This is a genomic window from Paraniabella ginsengisoli, assembly GCF_022513635.1.
Taxonomy (GTDB): domain Bacteria; phylum Bacteroidota; class Bacteroidia; order Chitinophagales; family Chitinophagaceae; genus Niabella; species Niabella ginsengisoli.
The window spans coordinates 250,214-266,061 of the sequence record NZ_JAKWBL010000001.1 but is presented as its reverse complement, the minus strand read 5'-3'; the positions used below and the strand labels follow the sequence as shown (position 1 = coordinate 266,061).

The following is a 15,848-nucleotide window of genomic DNA, read 5'->3' as shown; positions in this document are numbered from 1 at the left end:
TCAGCATGTATGCTGACCCTTATTTATAGAACCCGGTATGAGTATCAATTTATGTCCCAAAAAATTTTGATCGTTAGTTTATCTCCACCAATAGCATCCGATGCTGCTCTCCAATTTGCCCCATTAACAGTTTGTTCATTTATAGGGTAAGTCATTCTCACAGGAACTTTTCCTTCGGCTGCCGCAACAGCATTGGGAGCAGTCATTACAGGATAATCAAGTCTTCTGTAAAAATTCCAGGATTCAAAACCACGATTGAACATAGCAATATAAGCCTGTCTGCCTATTTTCTCCTTCCAATCGCCGGCTGCGGTAGCATATGCAACAGCTGGTTTTTCCAAATAGGCTGTTGCGGAAGAACCTAATCCATATTGACCAAAAGAAGCCGTAATGGCTGCATTATAATAACTATCAGGTGTTCCCCCAACTGAAAAACCTCTTGCAGCAGCTTCTGCTAAATAGAAATTCACCTCCGCAGCATCAAAAAGATAGGCCGGTGCATCTGGGGCTACAAGCTGCTCGCCTACATGCGAAAATTCAGAATACAGTTGGTCTTCTTGCGCCAATACAGCACCTTTATATTGTCCACCAACGGTGCTGAAGTAGACAGATCGCCTGGGATCGGCTAATCCATTCATCATGTCAACTATAGTCTCTTCCACAATATAATCATTACGACCGCTGGCGATCACATTCGCATGTACTGGATTAAATGTTGGCGCACCAATGGTGTACTTAAAATCTATATTATCGCTATTATCTTCAATCACACCTGCTGCAACAGCTGATTCTACAGTAGTTTTAGCCAGTTGATTATTTACATCTGAAAGGTTAATTCCTATTTTAAGCTTCAATGTATTTCCGAAAAGTTTCCAGGCAGTAATATCGCCCCCAACATATATTCCTCATCTTCAGTAAACGACCCTCCGGTAGCATCGAGAGCTGATAAATCAGCATTTAAACGTTCTATCAAATTTGTATATACACTTTCACAATCTTCATATTTAGGTAATACATTTTCATCAGGCATAATTGCTTCCGAGTATGGTATATCACCAAAAGAATCAGCTAATATCTGGTATGCATACACCTGAATTATATCAAGAATTGCCATTTTATTATTCTGTTGCTTTGTCCAATCAGCGTCGGACATCGTACCCGGCTTTACTTCCACACTTATTGCCATCTTTGCAGACTCCAGGTTACCAATGACACTGGCATACAGTGCATCCCAATGATTATCAGGCACCGTTCTGGTGCCAGAAAAATTGAAACTGGCGTCGTTATAATAAGTGGTCATTGTCCAATAATGTTGGAAAAATCTGAAGACATTTAAATTCACATCTGGTGTAGTCATCTGATCAGCCAGGTCTCTCTGTGCATTTGTCATCAAGAGTGAAGCTCCAACATCATAAGGTTTACTTTGGTCGTTATTGAAATTTTCTACATCCTTTACACACCCGGTTAGTATAATACCAAATATAAAAACCACGCAGACGGATAATTTTAAATTTTTTAGTTGCATTGCTGTTTATTTTAAAAATTCAACTTAGCGTTAAATGATACTATTCTTGTTGTTGGCATTACGCCGCTTTGATACCCCTGGATATTACCTGAAGAGGTGCCGGCTTCCGGATCTGCAAAAGGAACATTTTTGTGAATAATCCATAAATTATTACCTACCAGGCCAAGTGTAATTCCTTTAATAATACCTTTCTTAAATATATTGTCTCCTAAGGTGTAGGAAATATTGGCTTCTCTTAGTTTTACATAAGAAGCGTCATATATAAATGCCTGATCAGGTGATACATCAACACTGCCACCTAGGGTTCCATATGCGCTAGCATCCAGTCTGATATCATTAGGTGTTCCATCTTCTTTTACACCAGGGAATATAATACCGCCGCCGTCCTCAAGCGAATTACGTAATGGATTTCCTAAATCATTAAGACCAGCAGTATTTGGATATAATCCAGTTGACTGACATAATACTGATCAAGTGAAAAAGGTCGCCACCACTTTTTACATCAATCAAAAATCCAATTGAAAAGTTTTTGTAACTCAATTTATTGTACACGCCTCCCAACCAGTCAGGTTGTATATTTCCAAGAACCTGATCTTGAACATTAATATAAACACCGTCTTCATTAACTACAGGCTGGCCGTTAAGGAACTGGTACCCGATACCCCTGAACGAACCATAAGGTTGACCCACAGTGGCATTAAGAGAGGTTGCCTGGAAGTTTGCTAATTGCAGATTTTCCCTTCCTTCATTAAGAGCAATAACTTTGTTCTTATTTTTAGCCCAGTTAATATTCACGTTCCACTGAAAATCGGGCGTACGCACAGGAGTTAAACCCAACGCCACTTCAATACCTTTATTTTCTGTTTCACCTGCATTTACTAAAGAAAATGCATACCCGGTTGCCGTGGATTGCGGAACATTAAATAATAAATCCTTTGTATTGGTTTTATATAAAGACAAATCGATAGTAATGCGCTTATCTAACATTGATGCCTCCAATCCTACTTCCCAACTCTTTTGTCTTTCGGGTCTCAGGCTTTCATAATCTACGTAAGTATTGCTATTAGACGCCATTGGATAGCCGGCAATAAGTCCATTATTTCTTCTAAAACCAGGAAGGCCGGGAGGCAGATCGTTACCTACTTCAGCATAACTTAAACGAAGTTTTGAAAAATTAAGCCAATCAGCATTACCATTATTCTTTAATAATTCAGAAAACACAAAACTAGAACCCAGAGAATAATATACGTAATCTCGATTATCTTTTGGTAAGGCTGTAGATTCATCTCTCCTTACTGTTCCTTCTAAAAACACGGTTTTTTTATAATCCGTTGAAGCCTGTGCATATATTCCTGATTTTTCCAAAGAAACATCTCCTTGGATTGGAGGAAAATATCCTACCGAATTACCGAGTGTATATAATTTAGGAATAATTAAACCGCCGGTTGTTGAAGCTTCAAAATCTTCCTGACGGGATTTTATAAATGTACCTCCTGCTAATAACATCGCTGAAAAGTCACTACTTATTTTCCAATCGTATGTACCTATCAGGTCGTATGTTTGCTGAAGGAATTTGTTAGTAAAAAGCCAGTACCCGGATGTTTCTCCTGCGGGTGATTGAGCCACACCAAACTCTTCTGAATGGCTTCCAACAGCTTTCCTTATTTCCTGTTTGCTATTTGAATAATCAATCGTAGCACGGCCTAATATATTGAGGTCATCAGTTATATCCCAACTTAGATTAGCGCCTGTCAATATTCTTGTCCTGTCATCAGTTGGGAAATTTTCATACCGGTCCCAGTAGGGATTATTCCAGAAAGCCGGTGCCAGGTTACCTTCCAATGGGCTCACCATATTCCAGGTCACATTTTCATTATTCCGAAAATACTCCTGCTCCAGTTCTTTTATATCAACATTTACCGGCCACCACTGTCTAAATCCAGTCAAAATATTATCGCCATATCCCACACTGTTCCTACCGATTGTTGATTGATCAACAAATGTCACAAATGCTGTTGATTTCAGCCCTTTTGCTATTTGCCTTGAAAAATTTCCATTAATTGTGTTTTTACCCAAACGACTATTAGGCATTACACCTGTTTCATAATGATTGCTGTACGTAAAATTGTAAGTAGTAAACTCATCGCCACCATTAACATTCACACTGTTTATAGTGGTAAAAGCTTTCTTGAAAAATGTGCTTGGGTCATTTGCTGCTGCAACCCAGGGTGTAGCCTTACCATAATTAGGATTGCCCAACGCAAATGCATTCCAGTTGTATACCATTAGTTCAGGATCAAAGGCTGTACCATAAGAGGCATCGTCGCCGGTTGAAGTAATAGCATCATCCACTCCGTCGCCATCTACATCCCCCTCAATAAAACCCGGGCCATAACCCTGTCCGTACTGCTTTTGATAAGTTGGGAACGTACTTTTATCTATACCCCCAACTGAAAAAGTAGTGTTGAGCGTTACGCCTACAGCTTTATTAAGCTTACCCTTTTTTGTTGTAATCAATAATGCACCATTGGATGCCTGGCTACCATAAAGTGCTGTCGCAGCCGCACCTTTTAGTACGTTGATCGATTCAATATTATTCGGATCAATATCAGAAGCAGAGTTACCAAAGTCAACGCCGTCACGGCCTCTTCCTGCATCATTCAGATTAAGGTTAGTGTTTGATACAGGAACACCATCAACCACTATTAGCGCCTGGTTATTGTAAGAAATACTTTTGGTTCCTCGAAGAACGATGTTGGTGGACCCTCCAAAATTCGAATTGGTTTTAATATCTAAACCCGCTATCTTACCTGATAAGTTGTTCAGAAAATTGTTTGTGGGTCGCGAATTCACCGCAGCACCATCAATTTGTTGCGATGAATAGCCAAGAGCTTTTTTGTCCCTTGAAATACCTAAAGCCGTAACTACTACTTCGTCAATTGTGATTCCTTCTCCTCGTTTCAGGACAACAGTTCCCGCACTGGATGCAACCACTTCTACAACAGCAAATCCAGTAGAGCTAACGACGAGAATTGCAGAATTACTTACCTTAATTGTAAACTTTCCGTCTGAGTCAGCAGACACTGCATTCTGGGTACCTTTTTCTGTAACCGTAGCAAACGAAACCGGGGAAGCCGTTTCATCAACAACTTGTCCGGAAATGTTTTGGGTTTGGGAAAAAGCCAGAAATGAGCACAACAGAGACATTGCCAGAAGCAATAGAATTTTTCTCATTTAGATCCTTTTTTGTTAAAAAATTGATTAAATAGGGCTAAACAAGAAGGACGGTACGGAGGGCAATTGTAGTTTTTATTTTACCAATTGCTTAGGAAAGTTAATTGTTTTTTAACAAAAACTTCATGAGTATTTAATACTTTTTAAAGACTCCTGATTATGTAAACATTTCCCGACCTATGTTAAAAACTGAATATCAAATACTTGTTTTATAATTCTCTTAGTTGAAGAAAAAACATATTGATACAGATCAACCAAAAAATCACTGAAAAATCAAACAATTGTTAGTATCATATTTTTTATGCCTATAAAAAAACTTATGCATCTTTGCACGATGCAAATATTGGATGGAAAAAAGACGGCCAAAACTATACTAAATACTATTAAAATTGATGTGGCACAACGAGCCACTACAGGCAAAAAGGTACCGCATTTAGCTGCCATTTTAGTCGGTGCCAATGGCGCCAGTCAGACTTATGTTAATTCGAAAGTCAGAACCTGCAATGAAATAGGCTTCAACTCTACTATGATCGAATATGAGGAAGACATCAGCGAAATGAAGTTGCTCGATAAAATTCAGGAATTAAATGAAGACCTATCTGTGGATGGCATTTTAGTTCAGCTGCCGCTTCCGGCTCATATTTCAGAGAAAAAAGTTATTGAAGCTATTGCAGTTGCAAAAGATGTTGACGGTTTTCATCCCGAAAACATTGGGCGCATGATCATGGGCGAAGAAGAGGCTTTTGTCCCTGCCACACCTTACGGCATTATGCTTCTGTTAGAACATAATAATATTACCACTAAAGGAAAACATGCTGTAGTGCTTGGACGCAGCAATATTGTTGGCCGCCCCATGAGCATTTTGCTGAGCAATAATAGTAATCCAGGAAACTGTACCGTTACTGTTTGTCATTCAAAAACAGAAAACTTAAATGAAATCTGTAGCCAGGCAGACATTATCGTAGCCGCTATCGGACAGGCTGAGTTTTTACAACCTGAAATGGTGAAAGATGGAGCTGTGGTTATCGATGTTGGCATTACACGCATACCAGACGATTCAAAAAAATCTGGTTATCGCCTGGTGGGAGATGTCGATTTTGACAAAGTAGCACCGAAATGTTCTTTTATAACGCCAGTCCCTGGTGGCGTTGGCCCCATGACAATAGCGGCGTTGATGAAGAATACTTACAAATCCTGCACCGAAAAAGATTAGATCATACTAATTATATTTTATTGACCCGGCAAAAGAATATATGGCATCGGTGTTGCGTCGCACTCTTGTACAGTTGAATAAAACTCAGCAGTAAATTTCGATCGCCGGCATTCTAAAAATCTTATATTATAAATAATACACTTCAAATATCATCTTCTTTTCCCGTAATGGAGCATTTTTACACCATTCAGGGCGAAGGTTATCATCAAGGTCGCGCTGCCTATTTCGTGCGCCTTGGCGGCTGCGATGTAGGCTGCGTTTGGTGCGATGTAAAAGAAAGCTGGGCTTTTGACGGACATCCTGTTTTGCACATTGATGAAATTGTTTCCACCATTAAAAATTCCAAAGCTCCGCTTGCGGTAATAACCGGTGGCGAACCACTCATGCATAACCTGGATGAACTCACCGCTGCTATTCAGAAAGAAGGAATTGCCACTAACATAGAAACTTCAGGGTCATCGGCATTAAGCGGAAATTGGGACTGGATATGCCTTTCACCGAAAAAATTCAAAGCACCGCTTCCTGAAATTTTACCGGTTGCTAACGAACTTAAAATAATCATTTACAACAAAAGTGATTTTGCCTGGGGCGAAAGCTTTGCAAAACAAGTATCTCCTCATTGTAAACTTTACCTGCAACCCGAATGGAGCAAAGCAGATACCATGACTCCTCAAATTGTAGACTACATCAAACAAAATCCTAAGTGGGAATTGAGTTTGCAGATTCATAAATATATTAATGTACCGTAGGAAGAGTTGACAGATGACGGATGACAGTTGTTCCTCCCATTTTTCGGACTTTCCGTCTTCCAGTCTTTCCGTCTCCTTCAACAAAAAAAAGCACCCCTTATAGAAATAAACGGTGCACTCTCGAAAACTATCTGCTTAAGGAAAACTATACTTTTTTATAGTTGGGAAACTCTCAAAACCAACTGTTTTACCAGTAGAAAAAGCCCGAGAAACCCATTTGCTTTTGTTAACACAAAAATAGATACTCCTTCAATAGATCGTTGTCGAAATCGGGAAAAACAGTTTACGAAATACGGAAAAAGAAAATCCATCATTCCAGATACTATTATCTGAAACGATGGATTGTACTTCCTTAAAGGCAATTTATACCACTACCTTCTTCCGCGATATTTTTTCTGCTGTCCCGGCGCAAAAGGTTTAGCAGATTTTGTTCCATAATATTTTTTAGCATGTCCTGGTGGAACATGTCCTCTTTGGCTATAGCCTGGGGTACGGTGGTAGTGCGGATGTACACAAGAGGAGAAAAGGCCAATCAAGGCAATTACTACTACAGCGAGCGAAAGCATTTTTGTAATTGAAGTTTTCATGTGATTTTATTTAATTATTAATGGCTGGTTTTAACTATCCGATTAAACAAATAATCTACCACAAAGACGAGCGAAGCACTTTAATAAGTGTTAATAAAATCTAAATATCTAATTATAAAACTTAGCAATCCGTTCTATATTTAAACTTCTTGCAGACGCGTCAAAAATTTCTTTATAAACACCATTATTCTTTATCAATTCTTCATGCTTTCCAGCTTCAGCTAATTTTCCCTGTTTTAAAACATAGATAGTATCTGCATCAACAATTTGTGAAATAGAATGTGATATAATAACCACTGTTCTGTTCTCCTTAATGGCGTCTAAACTATTTTTTATTTGTTCGGTAGCAATTGCATCCAGGCTTGCAGTTGGTTCATCCAAAAAAATAATGGGAGGATCTTTTAAAAATAGCCGGGCAATTGCAATGCGTTGCTGTTGGCCACCACTAAGCAGTTGCGCATCGCTTTGGTATTGTTGCGGAAGCTCCATTATCTGGTCATGTAAATAAGCTTTTTTGCTGCGCTGATTACGTCATCAAACGAAGCACGCATTTTTCCATACCGGATATTCTCCTCAATCGTTCCTTTAAAAATGTGATTTTTTTGCAACACCAATCCAACATCGCGGCGAAGAGAGCCGTTTTCATATTCTTTCAAATCAATACCATCTAATAATATTTCTCCGCTATCGGGTTCATAAAATTTGTTCAGCAGATTAAGAATAGTGCTTTTACCTGCACCACTTAACCCCACAAGTGCAGTAGTTTTACCACGTTCTATTGTAAGGCTAATATCGTGTAATGCCTTGGTACCATTGGGATAAGTAAATGTTACATGCTTCATTTCAAAATTACCATCCAACTCTTTCACTTTATGAGTGCCTGTTTGTTCAATGCCGTCATCGTCTTCAATAATTTGAAAATAGGCTTCGGCGTAAATAAACGCATCGTTTACTTCATCATAAATTCTATGAAGCTGGCGAATGGGCGAAGACACATTGTTGAACAACATAATGTGCAGCATAATGGCTCCTATACTAATTTGATGATTCAATACTAAATAAGTTGTCAAAATTATGATCAGCACCACGCCTATTTGTTCAACGAATGTTTTTACACCATCATACCTAAAATTCGTTTTACGGGTATATAATTGATCATCCGTTAACTGCTGCTGAATAACCAATTGCTTTTTCTCCTCTACATTTTCTCTAACAAAACTTTTAATTACCGTCATCGACTCGATAAGATTGAGTAATCCATTGCTTTTATTTTCCCGTCCGCGGCGCAATTGCCTTCTTACTCCTTGCAATTTTTTTGCCTGCCGCACACTTACATAAAAGTAGGCAGGTAAAATAGTTACCGCTACAAGCCCAACATACACATTGGCCATAAACATAATTACAAGGGCCAGTATAGCGTTACTAAATAAAGGAAGAATATCGATAAAAAAATTCTGAACCAGTTTGGTAAGACTCTCAACTCCCCTGTCAATACGGGTTTGAAGCTTTCCGGATTGATTTTCCGGCGAGGAAAAAAAACTCATTTGGTAAGTAAGAATTCGCTTTATTGCTTTTTGTGCAAGGCTGTTGCTTACATTGATCCTTATTTTTTCACCATAGAATTTCTGTCCGAACTGAATAAAAATATTGACAATTTCTTTTGCAAATAGTACCACGGAGATAAAAACCAACAGCTTGACACCCTCGCTCATTGGATCAGGTGTTTGCAGCAGCGCATCAACATGATCGACAGTATATTTTAAAATAAGCGGATTGACCTGCGCTACCAAAGCGCCTATTAAGGTAAGTGATAAAGTGCCGAAAACCATTTTTCGATAAGGCCTCACAAAAGGCCAAAGCTGCTTTACTATATTTACCAGGTTCAATGTTTTAGAAAAAGGCTTGGCCATGTATTTAAATTGATAGGATTTTATTAATCATTGGACGACTAATAAGATCAAAACTTTTAAAGTAAAAAGAGCCGCAAAAGCAGCTCTCTTTATATTCTAAATTTGTACAGTTAAATTACAATCTTTCAATAACGCCCGCAATGCCTTGTCCGCCGCCAACACAAGCTGTAACCATGCCATACTTTTTATTCAATCTTTTAAGATCTCCCAATACCTGAATGGTTAGCTTAGTTCCGGTGCAGCCTAACGGATGGCCCAAAGCAATGGCGCCTCCATTGATATTCACTTTCTCAGGATCAAGATTTGCCTCTTGAATGACCGCCAAAGACTGTGAGGCAAAGGCTTCATTCAGTTCTATTAAATCAATATCGCTTAAGCTTTTTCCGGCCTGCTTTAAAGCTTTAGGAATGGCCGCTACCGGACCAATACCCATAATACGCGGATCTACACCAGCAACTGCCGAAGCAACTAATCTTCCAATAGGTTGCAATTGCAACTCGTTCATCATTTTTTCGCTCATCACAATTACAAAAGCGGCACCATCACTGGTTTGAGATGCATTACCAGCGGTTACTGTCCCGCCGGCAGCAAATACCGGTTTTAATTTTGCCAACGCATCCATTGATGTATCAGCCCTTGGCCCTTCGTCTGTATCAACCGTATAATTTTTTGTTTGTCTTTTTCCTTTTTCATCCAGATAAACTTCTTCAACACTAATGGGCAAAATACCTTCTTTAAAATATCCTTTAGTGATGGCTTCCATCGCTTTTTGATGCGAGTTATAACTAAATTCATCCTGCGCAGCACGGCTTATATTAAAATCCTTTGCAACAGCTTCTGCCGTCAAACCCATGTTCAGATAATAATCAGGTGCATCACTGGCGATATTAAATGATGGAACGGTTTTCCAGCCGGAAGCAGGAACCAGGCTCATACTTTCCGTTCCGCCAGCAATAATGCAATCGGCCATTCCTGTGCGAATTTTCGCAGTAGCCATTGCAATAGTTTCTAAACCCGATGCACAATAACGATTAACTGTTACGCCGGGTGTTTCAATACCCAATGCTCTTGCCGCGATAATGCGACCTACCTGCAACCCTTGTTCCGCCTCGGGTACAGCGTTTCCTACAATTACGTCATCAATACGACTGGGATCTAACTGGGGCACGCTGGCCATTAAGCCTTTTATTACTTCAATGGCTAAATCATCCGGACGATAAAATCTAAATCCACCTCTTTTTGCTTTGCCAACTGCGGTTCTGTAACCGGCTACAATGTATGCTTCCATAGTGTCTTTTTTTAATTAGTTGCATAGACAACTTTATAGATCAAATTTAAGAACAATTAGCTAATTAGCCAATGTGATGATGTGCTAATGATGGGTAAACCTTCGAGGTTTTTAAAACCTCGAAGGTTTGGATTCATCGTTTGTATAGGATGCCACATATTCTACAATTAAAAGGATTGCGACGCAAGATGGATGCCACATGTTCTGCCGCTGGTATTCAAATGATAAATCTCAAATCATAAATCTTAAATGGGAGTATATTTGCACCCGATGTATTCTTTACTACGCAAATTATATTTTTTGTTTCCGGCTGAGCAAGCTCATTACATGGCGATGAACCAGCTGGCTTTGCTGACAGGATCGGGAATTGGGAAAAAACTGGTTAGTGCTTTTACGGCATCGGATGAGACACGGCATGAAACGCGGTTTTTGAACATGGTTTTGAAAAATCCTGTTGGATTGGGTGCGGGTTTTGACAAAAATGCGAAATACCTGAATGAACTGGAAGCGCTGGGTTTTGGCTTTGTGGAAATTGGAACGGTAACGCCTTTGGCGCAGGAAGGAAATCCGCAGCCGCGCTTGTTTCGTTTGCCGCAGGATAAAGCGTTGATCAACCGCATGGGTTTTAACAATGAAGGTGCGGACGTGATTGCTGAACGGCTAAAAAAATGGCGCCAAAAGAAGGCGAATGCTAACGAAAAATATCCATTGATCATTGGCGGCAATATTGGTAAGAATAAGGTTACGCCCAACGAGGAGGCGTGGAAGGATTATGCCATCTGCTTCAATAAATTACATCATTATGTAGATTATTTTGTGGTGAATGTGAGCAGTCCGAATACACCCGGCTTACGCGAATTGCAGGAGAAAGAGTCTTTACGAAAGATCATCTGGAACCTGGCGATGATCAATAATGGAAAGGCAAAAGCTAAACCTATTCTTCTGAAAATAGCACCGGATCTTACTCAATCACAAATTGATGATGTAATTGATCTGGCAGCGGAAGTAAAGTTGGACGGACTGGTAATCAGCAATACAACCATCGATCGCAGCGGACTGAACACACCAGTTGCGGAGCAGGAAAAAATTGGCGCAGGCGGATTAAGTGGCAAGCCGGTACGCTCACGAAGTACAGGCATTATTGAATATGTACACAAACAAACCAGTGGCGGCCTTCCGATTATTGGTTCGGGCGGTATTTTTACCGGCGTTGATGCAAAAGAAAAAATGGCTGCTGGTGCATCGCTGGTACAGGTGTGGACCGGTTTCATTTATGAAGGCCCGGCTATTGTAAAACAAATTTGTAAATCTTTATAATGATAGATCTTCTTTTTATTTCCGGTTCGGAACTATTTACTTTCGAATCCTTACTAAGTTTTGTAATACTTGTAGTACTGGAAGTAGTATTAGGAATTGATAACGTGATCTTTGTTAGTATTATTCTAAACCGGCTTCCCAAAAATCTACAGAAAAAAGCGCGCAGAACATGGATGGTAACGGGTATTTTAAGCCGCTGTCTTTTGCTGGCTGCGTTGAGTTGGCTTTTGGCACAAAAAGGCAAATACATTATTCCTGAAAGCTGGTTTGGGAAAGGCTTTGATTTGGCAAGTATTGTAATGCTGGTAGGCGGTTTATTTTTGATATATAAATCGGTAAAAGAAATTCACCATAAACTGGAAGGAGAAGATCCCAGCCAATCTCAGGCAAGCCAAAAGAAATTAACTTTTGGCCAGGCTATTATTCAAATTTTAATAATAGATGCCGTGTTCTCTTTTGATAGTGTAATAACCGCAGGCGGCACCGCCAAGCATCTTGAAATAATGGTTGCGGCTGTAGTAGTTGCTATGATTGTAATGTTTACATTCAGTCCAAAAATTGCTTCGTTTATAGAAAAACATCCTACCTTAAAAATGCTGGCTTTATCATTTTTGGTGATGATTGGTGTAAGCCTGATTGTAGAAGGATGGAACTCAGACATACACACGAACTCCATCTGAAAAATTATATTTACTTCGCAATGGCATTCTCCTTCATTGTAGAACTTTTAAATATGTTCATGCTTAAGCGAGCAAAAAAAGTAGTGAAGTTAAATTCGCCGTCGTTAGAAAAAGTGCAGGAAGAAGTTAAAGAGCCTGTGCAATAGCTTTTACTGAAAGCGCAAAAACGACATATAATTTTTGTAAAGAAAAGAGTATAATAAAATCCGTGTTCTTCCGTGCTTTTTGTGAGAAACGTTTGAATACGAAAACACGATTATGAGTAAAAGAGAAGATTATATTACCTGGGACGAATACTTTATAGGTGTGGCCTTACTTTCCGGGAAGCGAAGTAAAGATCCCGCGACTCAGGTAGGGGCATGTATTGTAAACCCACTTAATAAAATTGTAGGCACTGGTTACAATGGATTGCCGATTGGCTGTAACGACGATGAATTTCCATGGCAAAAGAAAGGTGATTTCCTTGACACAAAATATCCTTACGTATGCCATGCTGAATTGAATGCAATACTGAATAATATTGGCATCGGCCTGCAAGGTTGTAAAATTTATACGGCTCTTTTTCCGTGTAATGAATGCACCAAAGCTATCATACAAGCAGGTATTACAGAAGTAATTTATCTTTCAGATAAACATGCCGCAAAAGATAGTTTTATAGCTTCCAGAAAAATGTTAGAGAAAGCCGGAGTTTCTATCAGGAAAGTAAAAGTACAGAGAGAGCAGGTTATCTTATCTTTTAACGAGAAAGATGTTTGATGTTGAAAGTCAATAGCGAAGAGCGTCATGTCGAGTGAAAACGAGACATCTCCATGTACTTTAGGAGATTTCTCACTCCACTGGCGCTGCGTTTCGAAATGACATAGCCGTTTATTTCCAATCACTTTGCAATAATGTAAAGCCTCAAAACTCACGTTAAAATATCAAAGATTCTACTTCTTTCATTTCATCATCAAATAAAACAAATCTGGCGTTATACCCGGGTTTAATATAACCAATTTCTTTGTCCATTTTTATAGCTTTAGCCACACGGCTGGTGCTCATTTCTACGGCTTCCTGTAATAAAATATTCAAGTACTGCATTGCATTCTTAACAGCGTCGATCATTGAAATGGCAGCGCCGCCCAGGTTTCCATTACCATCTCGATAAAAACCTTCTGTCATTTTAATGCTCAGATTTTCCCAATCAAATTGTTGTTTTTTTCTTCCCAAAAAAGCAGCATCCGAAAGTAAAATCAGCTTATCTTTTTTTGCTGATACGCTATTCTTGCAGCAGCATAATGACAATGGCCGCCATCTAAAATTATCGGGGCATAAACTTCTTTGTTATCAAAGGTGGCACCTACCAATCCACATTCCCTGTGCCCCATTTGGTTCATGGCATTATATAAATGCGTAACCAGTGTTATTCCTTTCGAAAAATAAAACTGTGCTTGTTCATAATTAATATCAGTATGTCCTATTGAAATAATAATACCGCTATCTAATAACATTTGTAACTGTGCGTCCGTAAAAACCTCTGGTGCAATGGTTATAATTTTAATTACATCCTTTCCCAATCTGATGATTTCACGGAGTTCATCATCCGTTGGTTTTCTTATAATATGAGCCGGGTGCGCACCACGTTTTTTCACATTAATAAACGGACCTTCCAAATGCATACCTAAAACACCAGGTTGCTTTTGCTTAAAGCTTTTTACAACATCTATAGCTTTTAAGATAGTTTCAAAATCCGACGAAATCAATGTAGGAAGAATATACCCCGTTCCATGATCCAAACTGGCTTGATACATATCTTCCAGCGCAGCTTCCGAAACTTCTTTTGAAAAATATAAATCGTAACCGCCATTCGGTTGTATATCTATAAATGTGGGCGCTATGTTTTTACCTCCGGCATCAATAATGTTTGCATTGTCGGGTATTTCGTTGCTAACCTCCAGGATCTTATTATTTTCAATCACAATATTGCATCCCCTTAAAACTTCTTCGCCAGTGAAGATAACTGCATTAACGATTGTATGTAGCATACATTTTTTTGGCAAACTTACATGATCGTTGTTGTTCGTGTATAGAATGAAAGACAACAATTTTAAGCTGATATATTGCTAACTTTACGTATCAACCTATAACAAATGCGCAAACTGAGAATTTTACAAACAATCACCATTGGAACATTTATGTCTCTCATTGGATTGTTTGTGGCATATCGAGGTGGCTTTCTTGACTCACTAATTTTTCGTAATGCAAACAATTTGCAAACCAGCCCCAATGGAGCTCCGGTTACTGGAACAAAAACAACGCAAAAAGATTCTGTGAACATAACAAGGATTTCCTCATCAAAATCAATAGTAGTCGTAGATAAAAATCAATGGCCAAAAGCCGACTCTGTTAAAAAATTAAGAATGTCTTCTTCAAAATCATTAATTCTTACTGAAAGAAAATGGACAGCTCCATTAAAAAATGCTGAAAACAGCAGATTAAGCAGCTCCAAGTCTGCAATCATTTTCAAACCTTCCGACACTGCCAAAAGAAAAAATTAATGCAGGAAGCTCTACAATTAATGATTGCTGCCGGAGCCAGTTTTATTTTTCTATCGCTGGTTTTTATTCCAATGGAAAAAGTTTTTCCTGCCAAAAAAGAACAAAAAATTATGAGGAAAAACTGGGCACTCGATCTGTGTTATTTTTTAGGTCAATACCTTTTATGGAACGGCCTTGTGCTTATTGCTTTGGATTATTTTGGAACATGGCTTGACGGATATATTACTGTCGGTTTTCGACAATCCATAAAATCTCAGCCGCTTTGGTTACAGGCGATAGAAGTTATTTTACTAAGCGATTTTTTAATTTACTGGGGACATCGTATACAACATAAAGTGGAGTTCTTGTGGCGCTTTCATAAAGTGCATCATAGTGCTGAACATCTCGACTGGCTGGCGGCGCATCGCGAACATCCGCTGGATACTATTTACACCGTTGGACTTATTAATTTACCGGCATTGTTAATGGGTTTCCATTTGGAAGCCCTGGCTATACTTGTCGCATTCAGAGGTATTTGGGCTATTTATATTCATTCAAATGTACGTTTGTCGCTTGGCCCTTTAAAATATCTGATAGGCGCTCCCGAGCTTCACCATTGGCATCATGACATTGAAAGAGATGCGGGCAATTATGCAAATATTTCTCCATTGATGGATGTTATTTTTGGTACTTATACCTGTCCGTCAAAAGAACCTGAACGATTTGGTATTAAAGAAGATTTTCCAAAAAATTATGTAGGGCAAATGGTAAAACCGATTTTACCGAAGCAAATATGGGAAAAACTAATCAGAAAAAAATCAAAATAACC

At 39.0% G+C, this 15,848-nt stretch carries 16 protein-coding genes; 7 read left to right on the top strand and 9 right to left on the bottom strand.

What is annotated here, in order from left to right:
* Positions 1-44: 44 nt before the first annotated feature.
* From MKP09_RS25170 to MKP09_RS01455, 3 genes are all read right to left on the bottom strand, one after another.
* The gene (locus tag MKP09_RS25170) at positions 45-854 is read right to left on the bottom strand and encodes a SusD/RagB family nutrient-binding outer membrane lipoprotein (protein WP_262915066.1); all 810 of its coding nucleotides are present in this window, start codon (positions 852-854) and stop codon (positions 45-47) included.
* Positions 851-1,525, bottom strand: a complete 675-nt coding sequence (locus MKP09_RS25165; protein WP_262915065.1) for a SusD/RagB family nutrient-binding outer membrane lipoprotein — start codon at positions 1,523-1,525, stop codon at positions 851-853. The genes MKP09_RS25170 and MKP09_RS25165 overlap by 4 nt, the downstream gene beginning before the upstream one ends.
* A 420-nt stretch (positions 1,526-1,945) precedes the next feature.
* Positions 1,946-4,759 carry a SusC/RagA family TonB-linked outer membrane protein gene (locus MKP09_RS01455; RefSeq protein ID WP_240826093.1) on the bottom strand — a complete coding sequence of 938 codons (2,814 nt, stop codon included), beginning with the start codon at positions 4,757-4,759 and terminating at the stop codon, positions 1,946-1,948.
* A gap of 301 nt (positions 4,760-5,060) precedes the next feature.
* On the opposite strand from MKP09_RS01455, the gene MKP09_RS01450 reads away from it, so the two are divergent.
* Together MKP09_RS01450 and MKP09_RS01445 are read left to right on the top strand one after the other, a co-directional pair.
* A complete protein-coding gene (locus MKP09_RS01450; protein ID WP_262915064.1) occupies positions 5,061-5,972 on the top strand; it encodes a bifunctional 5,10-methylenetetrahydrofolate dehydrogenase/5,10-methenyltetrahydrofolate cyclohydrolase in 912 nt (303 codons plus the stop codon).
* A 167-nt stretch (positions 5,973-6,139) separates the two neighbouring features.
* Positions 6,140-6,721: a 7-carboxy-7-deazaguanine synthase QueE gene (locus MKP09_RS01445; RefSeq protein ID WP_240826083.1), complete on the top strand. Its 582-nt coding sequence runs from the start codon at positions 6,140-6,142 to the stop codon at positions 6,719-6,721.
* Between the two features lie 371 nt (positions 6,722-7,092).
* On the opposite strand, the gene MKP09_RS01440 is transcribed toward MKP09_RS01445, so the two are convergent.
* The 4 genes from MKP09_RS01440 to MKP09_RS01425 all read right to left on the bottom strand — a co-directional run bounded on the left by MKP09_RS01440 (position 7,093) and on the right by MKP09_RS01425 (position 10,506).
* Positions 7,093-7,308: a hypothetical protein gene (locus MKP09_RS01440; protein WP_240826081.1), complete on the bottom strand. Its 216-nt coding sequence runs from the start codon at positions 7,306-7,308 to the stop codon at positions 7,093-7,095.
* 108 nt (positions 7,309-7,416) lie between these two features.
* Complete coding sequence (locus MKP09_RS01435; protein ID WP_240826079.1) at positions 7,417-7,797, bottom strand: ATP-binding cassette domain-containing protein; 381 nt, start codon at positions 7,795-7,797, stop codon at positions 7,417-7,419.
* Complete coding sequence (locus tag MKP09_RS01430; protein WP_240826069.1) at positions 7,797-9,218, bottom strand: ABC transporter ATP-binding protein; 1,422 nt, start codon at positions 9,216-9,218, stop codon at positions 7,797-7,799. The genes MKP09_RS01435 and MKP09_RS01430 overlap by 1 nt, the downstream gene beginning before the upstream one ends.
* A 115-nt stretch (positions 9,219-9,333) precedes the next feature.
* Entirely contained in the window at positions 9,334-10,506 is a 1,173-nt protein-coding gene (locus tag MKP09_RS01425) for an acetyl-CoA C-acyltransferase (RefSeq protein ID WP_240826068.1), read from the bottom strand.
* Between the two features lie 249 nt (positions 10,507-10,755).
* Between MKP09_RS01425 and MKP09_RS01420 the strand changes: the two genes are divergently transcribed.
* From MKP09_RS01420 to MKP09_RS01410, 3 genes are all read left to right on the top strand, one after another.
* Positions 10,756-11,823 (top strand): quinone-dependent dihydroorotate dehydrogenase, encoded by a 1,068-nt coding sequence (locus tag MKP09_RS01420; protein WP_240826059.1) that lies wholly within the window; start codon positions 10,756-10,758, stop codon positions 11,821-11,823.
* On the top strand, positions 11,823-12,503 hold the full coding sequence (locus tag MKP09_RS01415; RefSeq protein ID WP_240826057.1) for a TerC family protein: 681 nt from the start codon (positions 11,823-11,825) through the stop codon (positions 12,501-12,503). The genes MKP09_RS01420 and MKP09_RS01415 overlap by 1 nt, the downstream gene beginning before the upstream one ends.
* 258 nt (positions 12,504-12,761) lie before the next feature.
* Positions 12,762-13,259, top strand: a complete 498-nt coding sequence (locus MKP09_RS01410) for a deoxycytidylate deaminase (protein WP_240826049.1) — start codon at positions 12,762-12,764, stop codon at positions 13,257-13,259.
* Between the two features lie 156 nt (positions 13,260-13,415).
* On the opposite strand, the gene MKP09_RS25160 is transcribed toward MKP09_RS01410, so the two are convergent.
* Both MKP09_RS25160 and MKP09_RS01405 read right to left on the bottom strand, forming a co-directional pair.
* Entirely contained in the window at positions 13,416-13,712 is a 297-nt protein-coding gene (locus MKP09_RS25160) for an amidohydrolase family protein (protein WP_394800996.1), read from the bottom strand.
* Positions 13,713-13,735: 23 nt separating this feature from the next.
* Positions 13,736-14,527, bottom strand: coding sequence for an N-acetylglucosamine-6-phosphate deacetylase (locus MKP09_RS01405; RefSeq protein ID WP_262915062.1), 792 nt, complete (start codon positions 14,525-14,527; stop codon positions 13,736-13,738).
* 105 nt (positions 14,528-14,632) lie between these two features.
* Here MKP09_RS01405 and MKP09_RS01400 point away from each other — a divergent pair, with 105 nt between their 5' ends.
* Positions 14,633-15,040 (top strand): hypothetical protein, encoded by a 408-nt coding sequence (locus tag MKP09_RS01400; RefSeq protein WP_240826047.1) that lies wholly within the window; start codon positions 14,633-14,635, stop codon positions 15,038-15,040.
* Positions 15,040-15,846: a sterol desaturase family protein gene (locus MKP09_RS01395; protein ID WP_240826045.1), complete on the top strand. Its 807-nt coding sequence runs from the start codon at positions 15,040-15,042 to the stop codon at positions 15,844-15,846. Before MKP09_RS01400 ends, MKP09_RS01395 begins: the two co-directional genes overlap by 1 nt.
* The last annotated feature ends 2 nt before the right edge of the window (positions 15,847-15,848 follow it).

Bases quoted from the DNA above. Each gene is read 5' to 3' on its own strand.
- MKP09_RS25165 (WP_262915065.1), bottom strand. From the start codon at position 1,525: ATGCAACTAAAAAATTTAAAATTATCCGTCTGCGTGGTTTTTATATTT.
- MKP09_RS01455 (WP_240826093.1), bottom strand. From the start codon at position 4,759: ATGAGAAAAATTCTATTGCTTCTGGCAATGTCTCTGTTGTGCTCATTT.
- MKP09_RS01450 (WP_262915064.1), top strand. From the start codon at position 5,061: ATGCCTATAAAAAAACTTATGCATCTTTGCACGATGCAAATATTGGAT.
- MKP09_RS01445 (WP_240826083.1), top strand. From the start codon at position 6,140: ATGGAGCATTTTTACACCATTCAGGGCGAAGGTTATCATCAAGGTCGC.
- MKP09_RS01440 (WP_240826081.1), bottom strand. From the start codon at position 7,308: ATGAAAACTTCAATTACAAAAATGCTTTCGCTCGCTGTAGTAGTAATT.
- MKP09_RS01435 (WP_240826079.1), bottom strand. From the start codon at position 7,797: ATGGAGCTTCCGCAACAATACCAAAGCGATGCGCAACTGCTTAGTGGT.
- MKP09_RS01430 (WP_240826069.1), bottom strand. From the start codon at position 9,218: ATGGCCAAGCCTTTTTCTAAAACATTGAACCTGGTAAATATAGTAAAG.
- MKP09_RS01425 (WP_240826068.1), bottom strand. From the start codon at position 10,506: ATGGAAGCATACATTGTAGCCGGTTACAGAACCGCAGTTGGCAAAGCA.
- MKP09_RS01420 (WP_240826059.1), top strand. From the start codon at position 10,756: ATGGGAGTATATTTGCACCCGATGTATTCTTTACTACGCAAATTATAT.
- MKP09_RS01415 (WP_240826057.1), top strand. From the start codon at position 11,823: ATGATAGATCTTCTTTTTATTTCCGGTTCGGAACTATTTACTTTCGAA.
- MKP09_RS01410 (WP_240826049.1), top strand. From the start codon at position 12,762: ATGAGTAAAAGAGAAGATTATATTACCTGGGACGAATACTTTATAGGT.
- MKP09_RS01405 (WP_262915062.1), bottom strand. From the start codon at position 14,527: ATGCTACATACAATCGTTAATGCAGTTATCTTCACTGGCGAAGAAGTT.
- MKP09_RS01400 (WP_240826047.1), top strand. From the start codon at position 14,633: ATGCGCAAACTGAGAATTTTACAAACAATCACCATTGGAACATTTATG.
- MKP09_RS01395 (WP_240826045.1), top strand. From the start codon at position 15,040: ATGCAGGAAGCTCTACAATTAATGATTGCTGCCGGAGCCAGTTTTATT.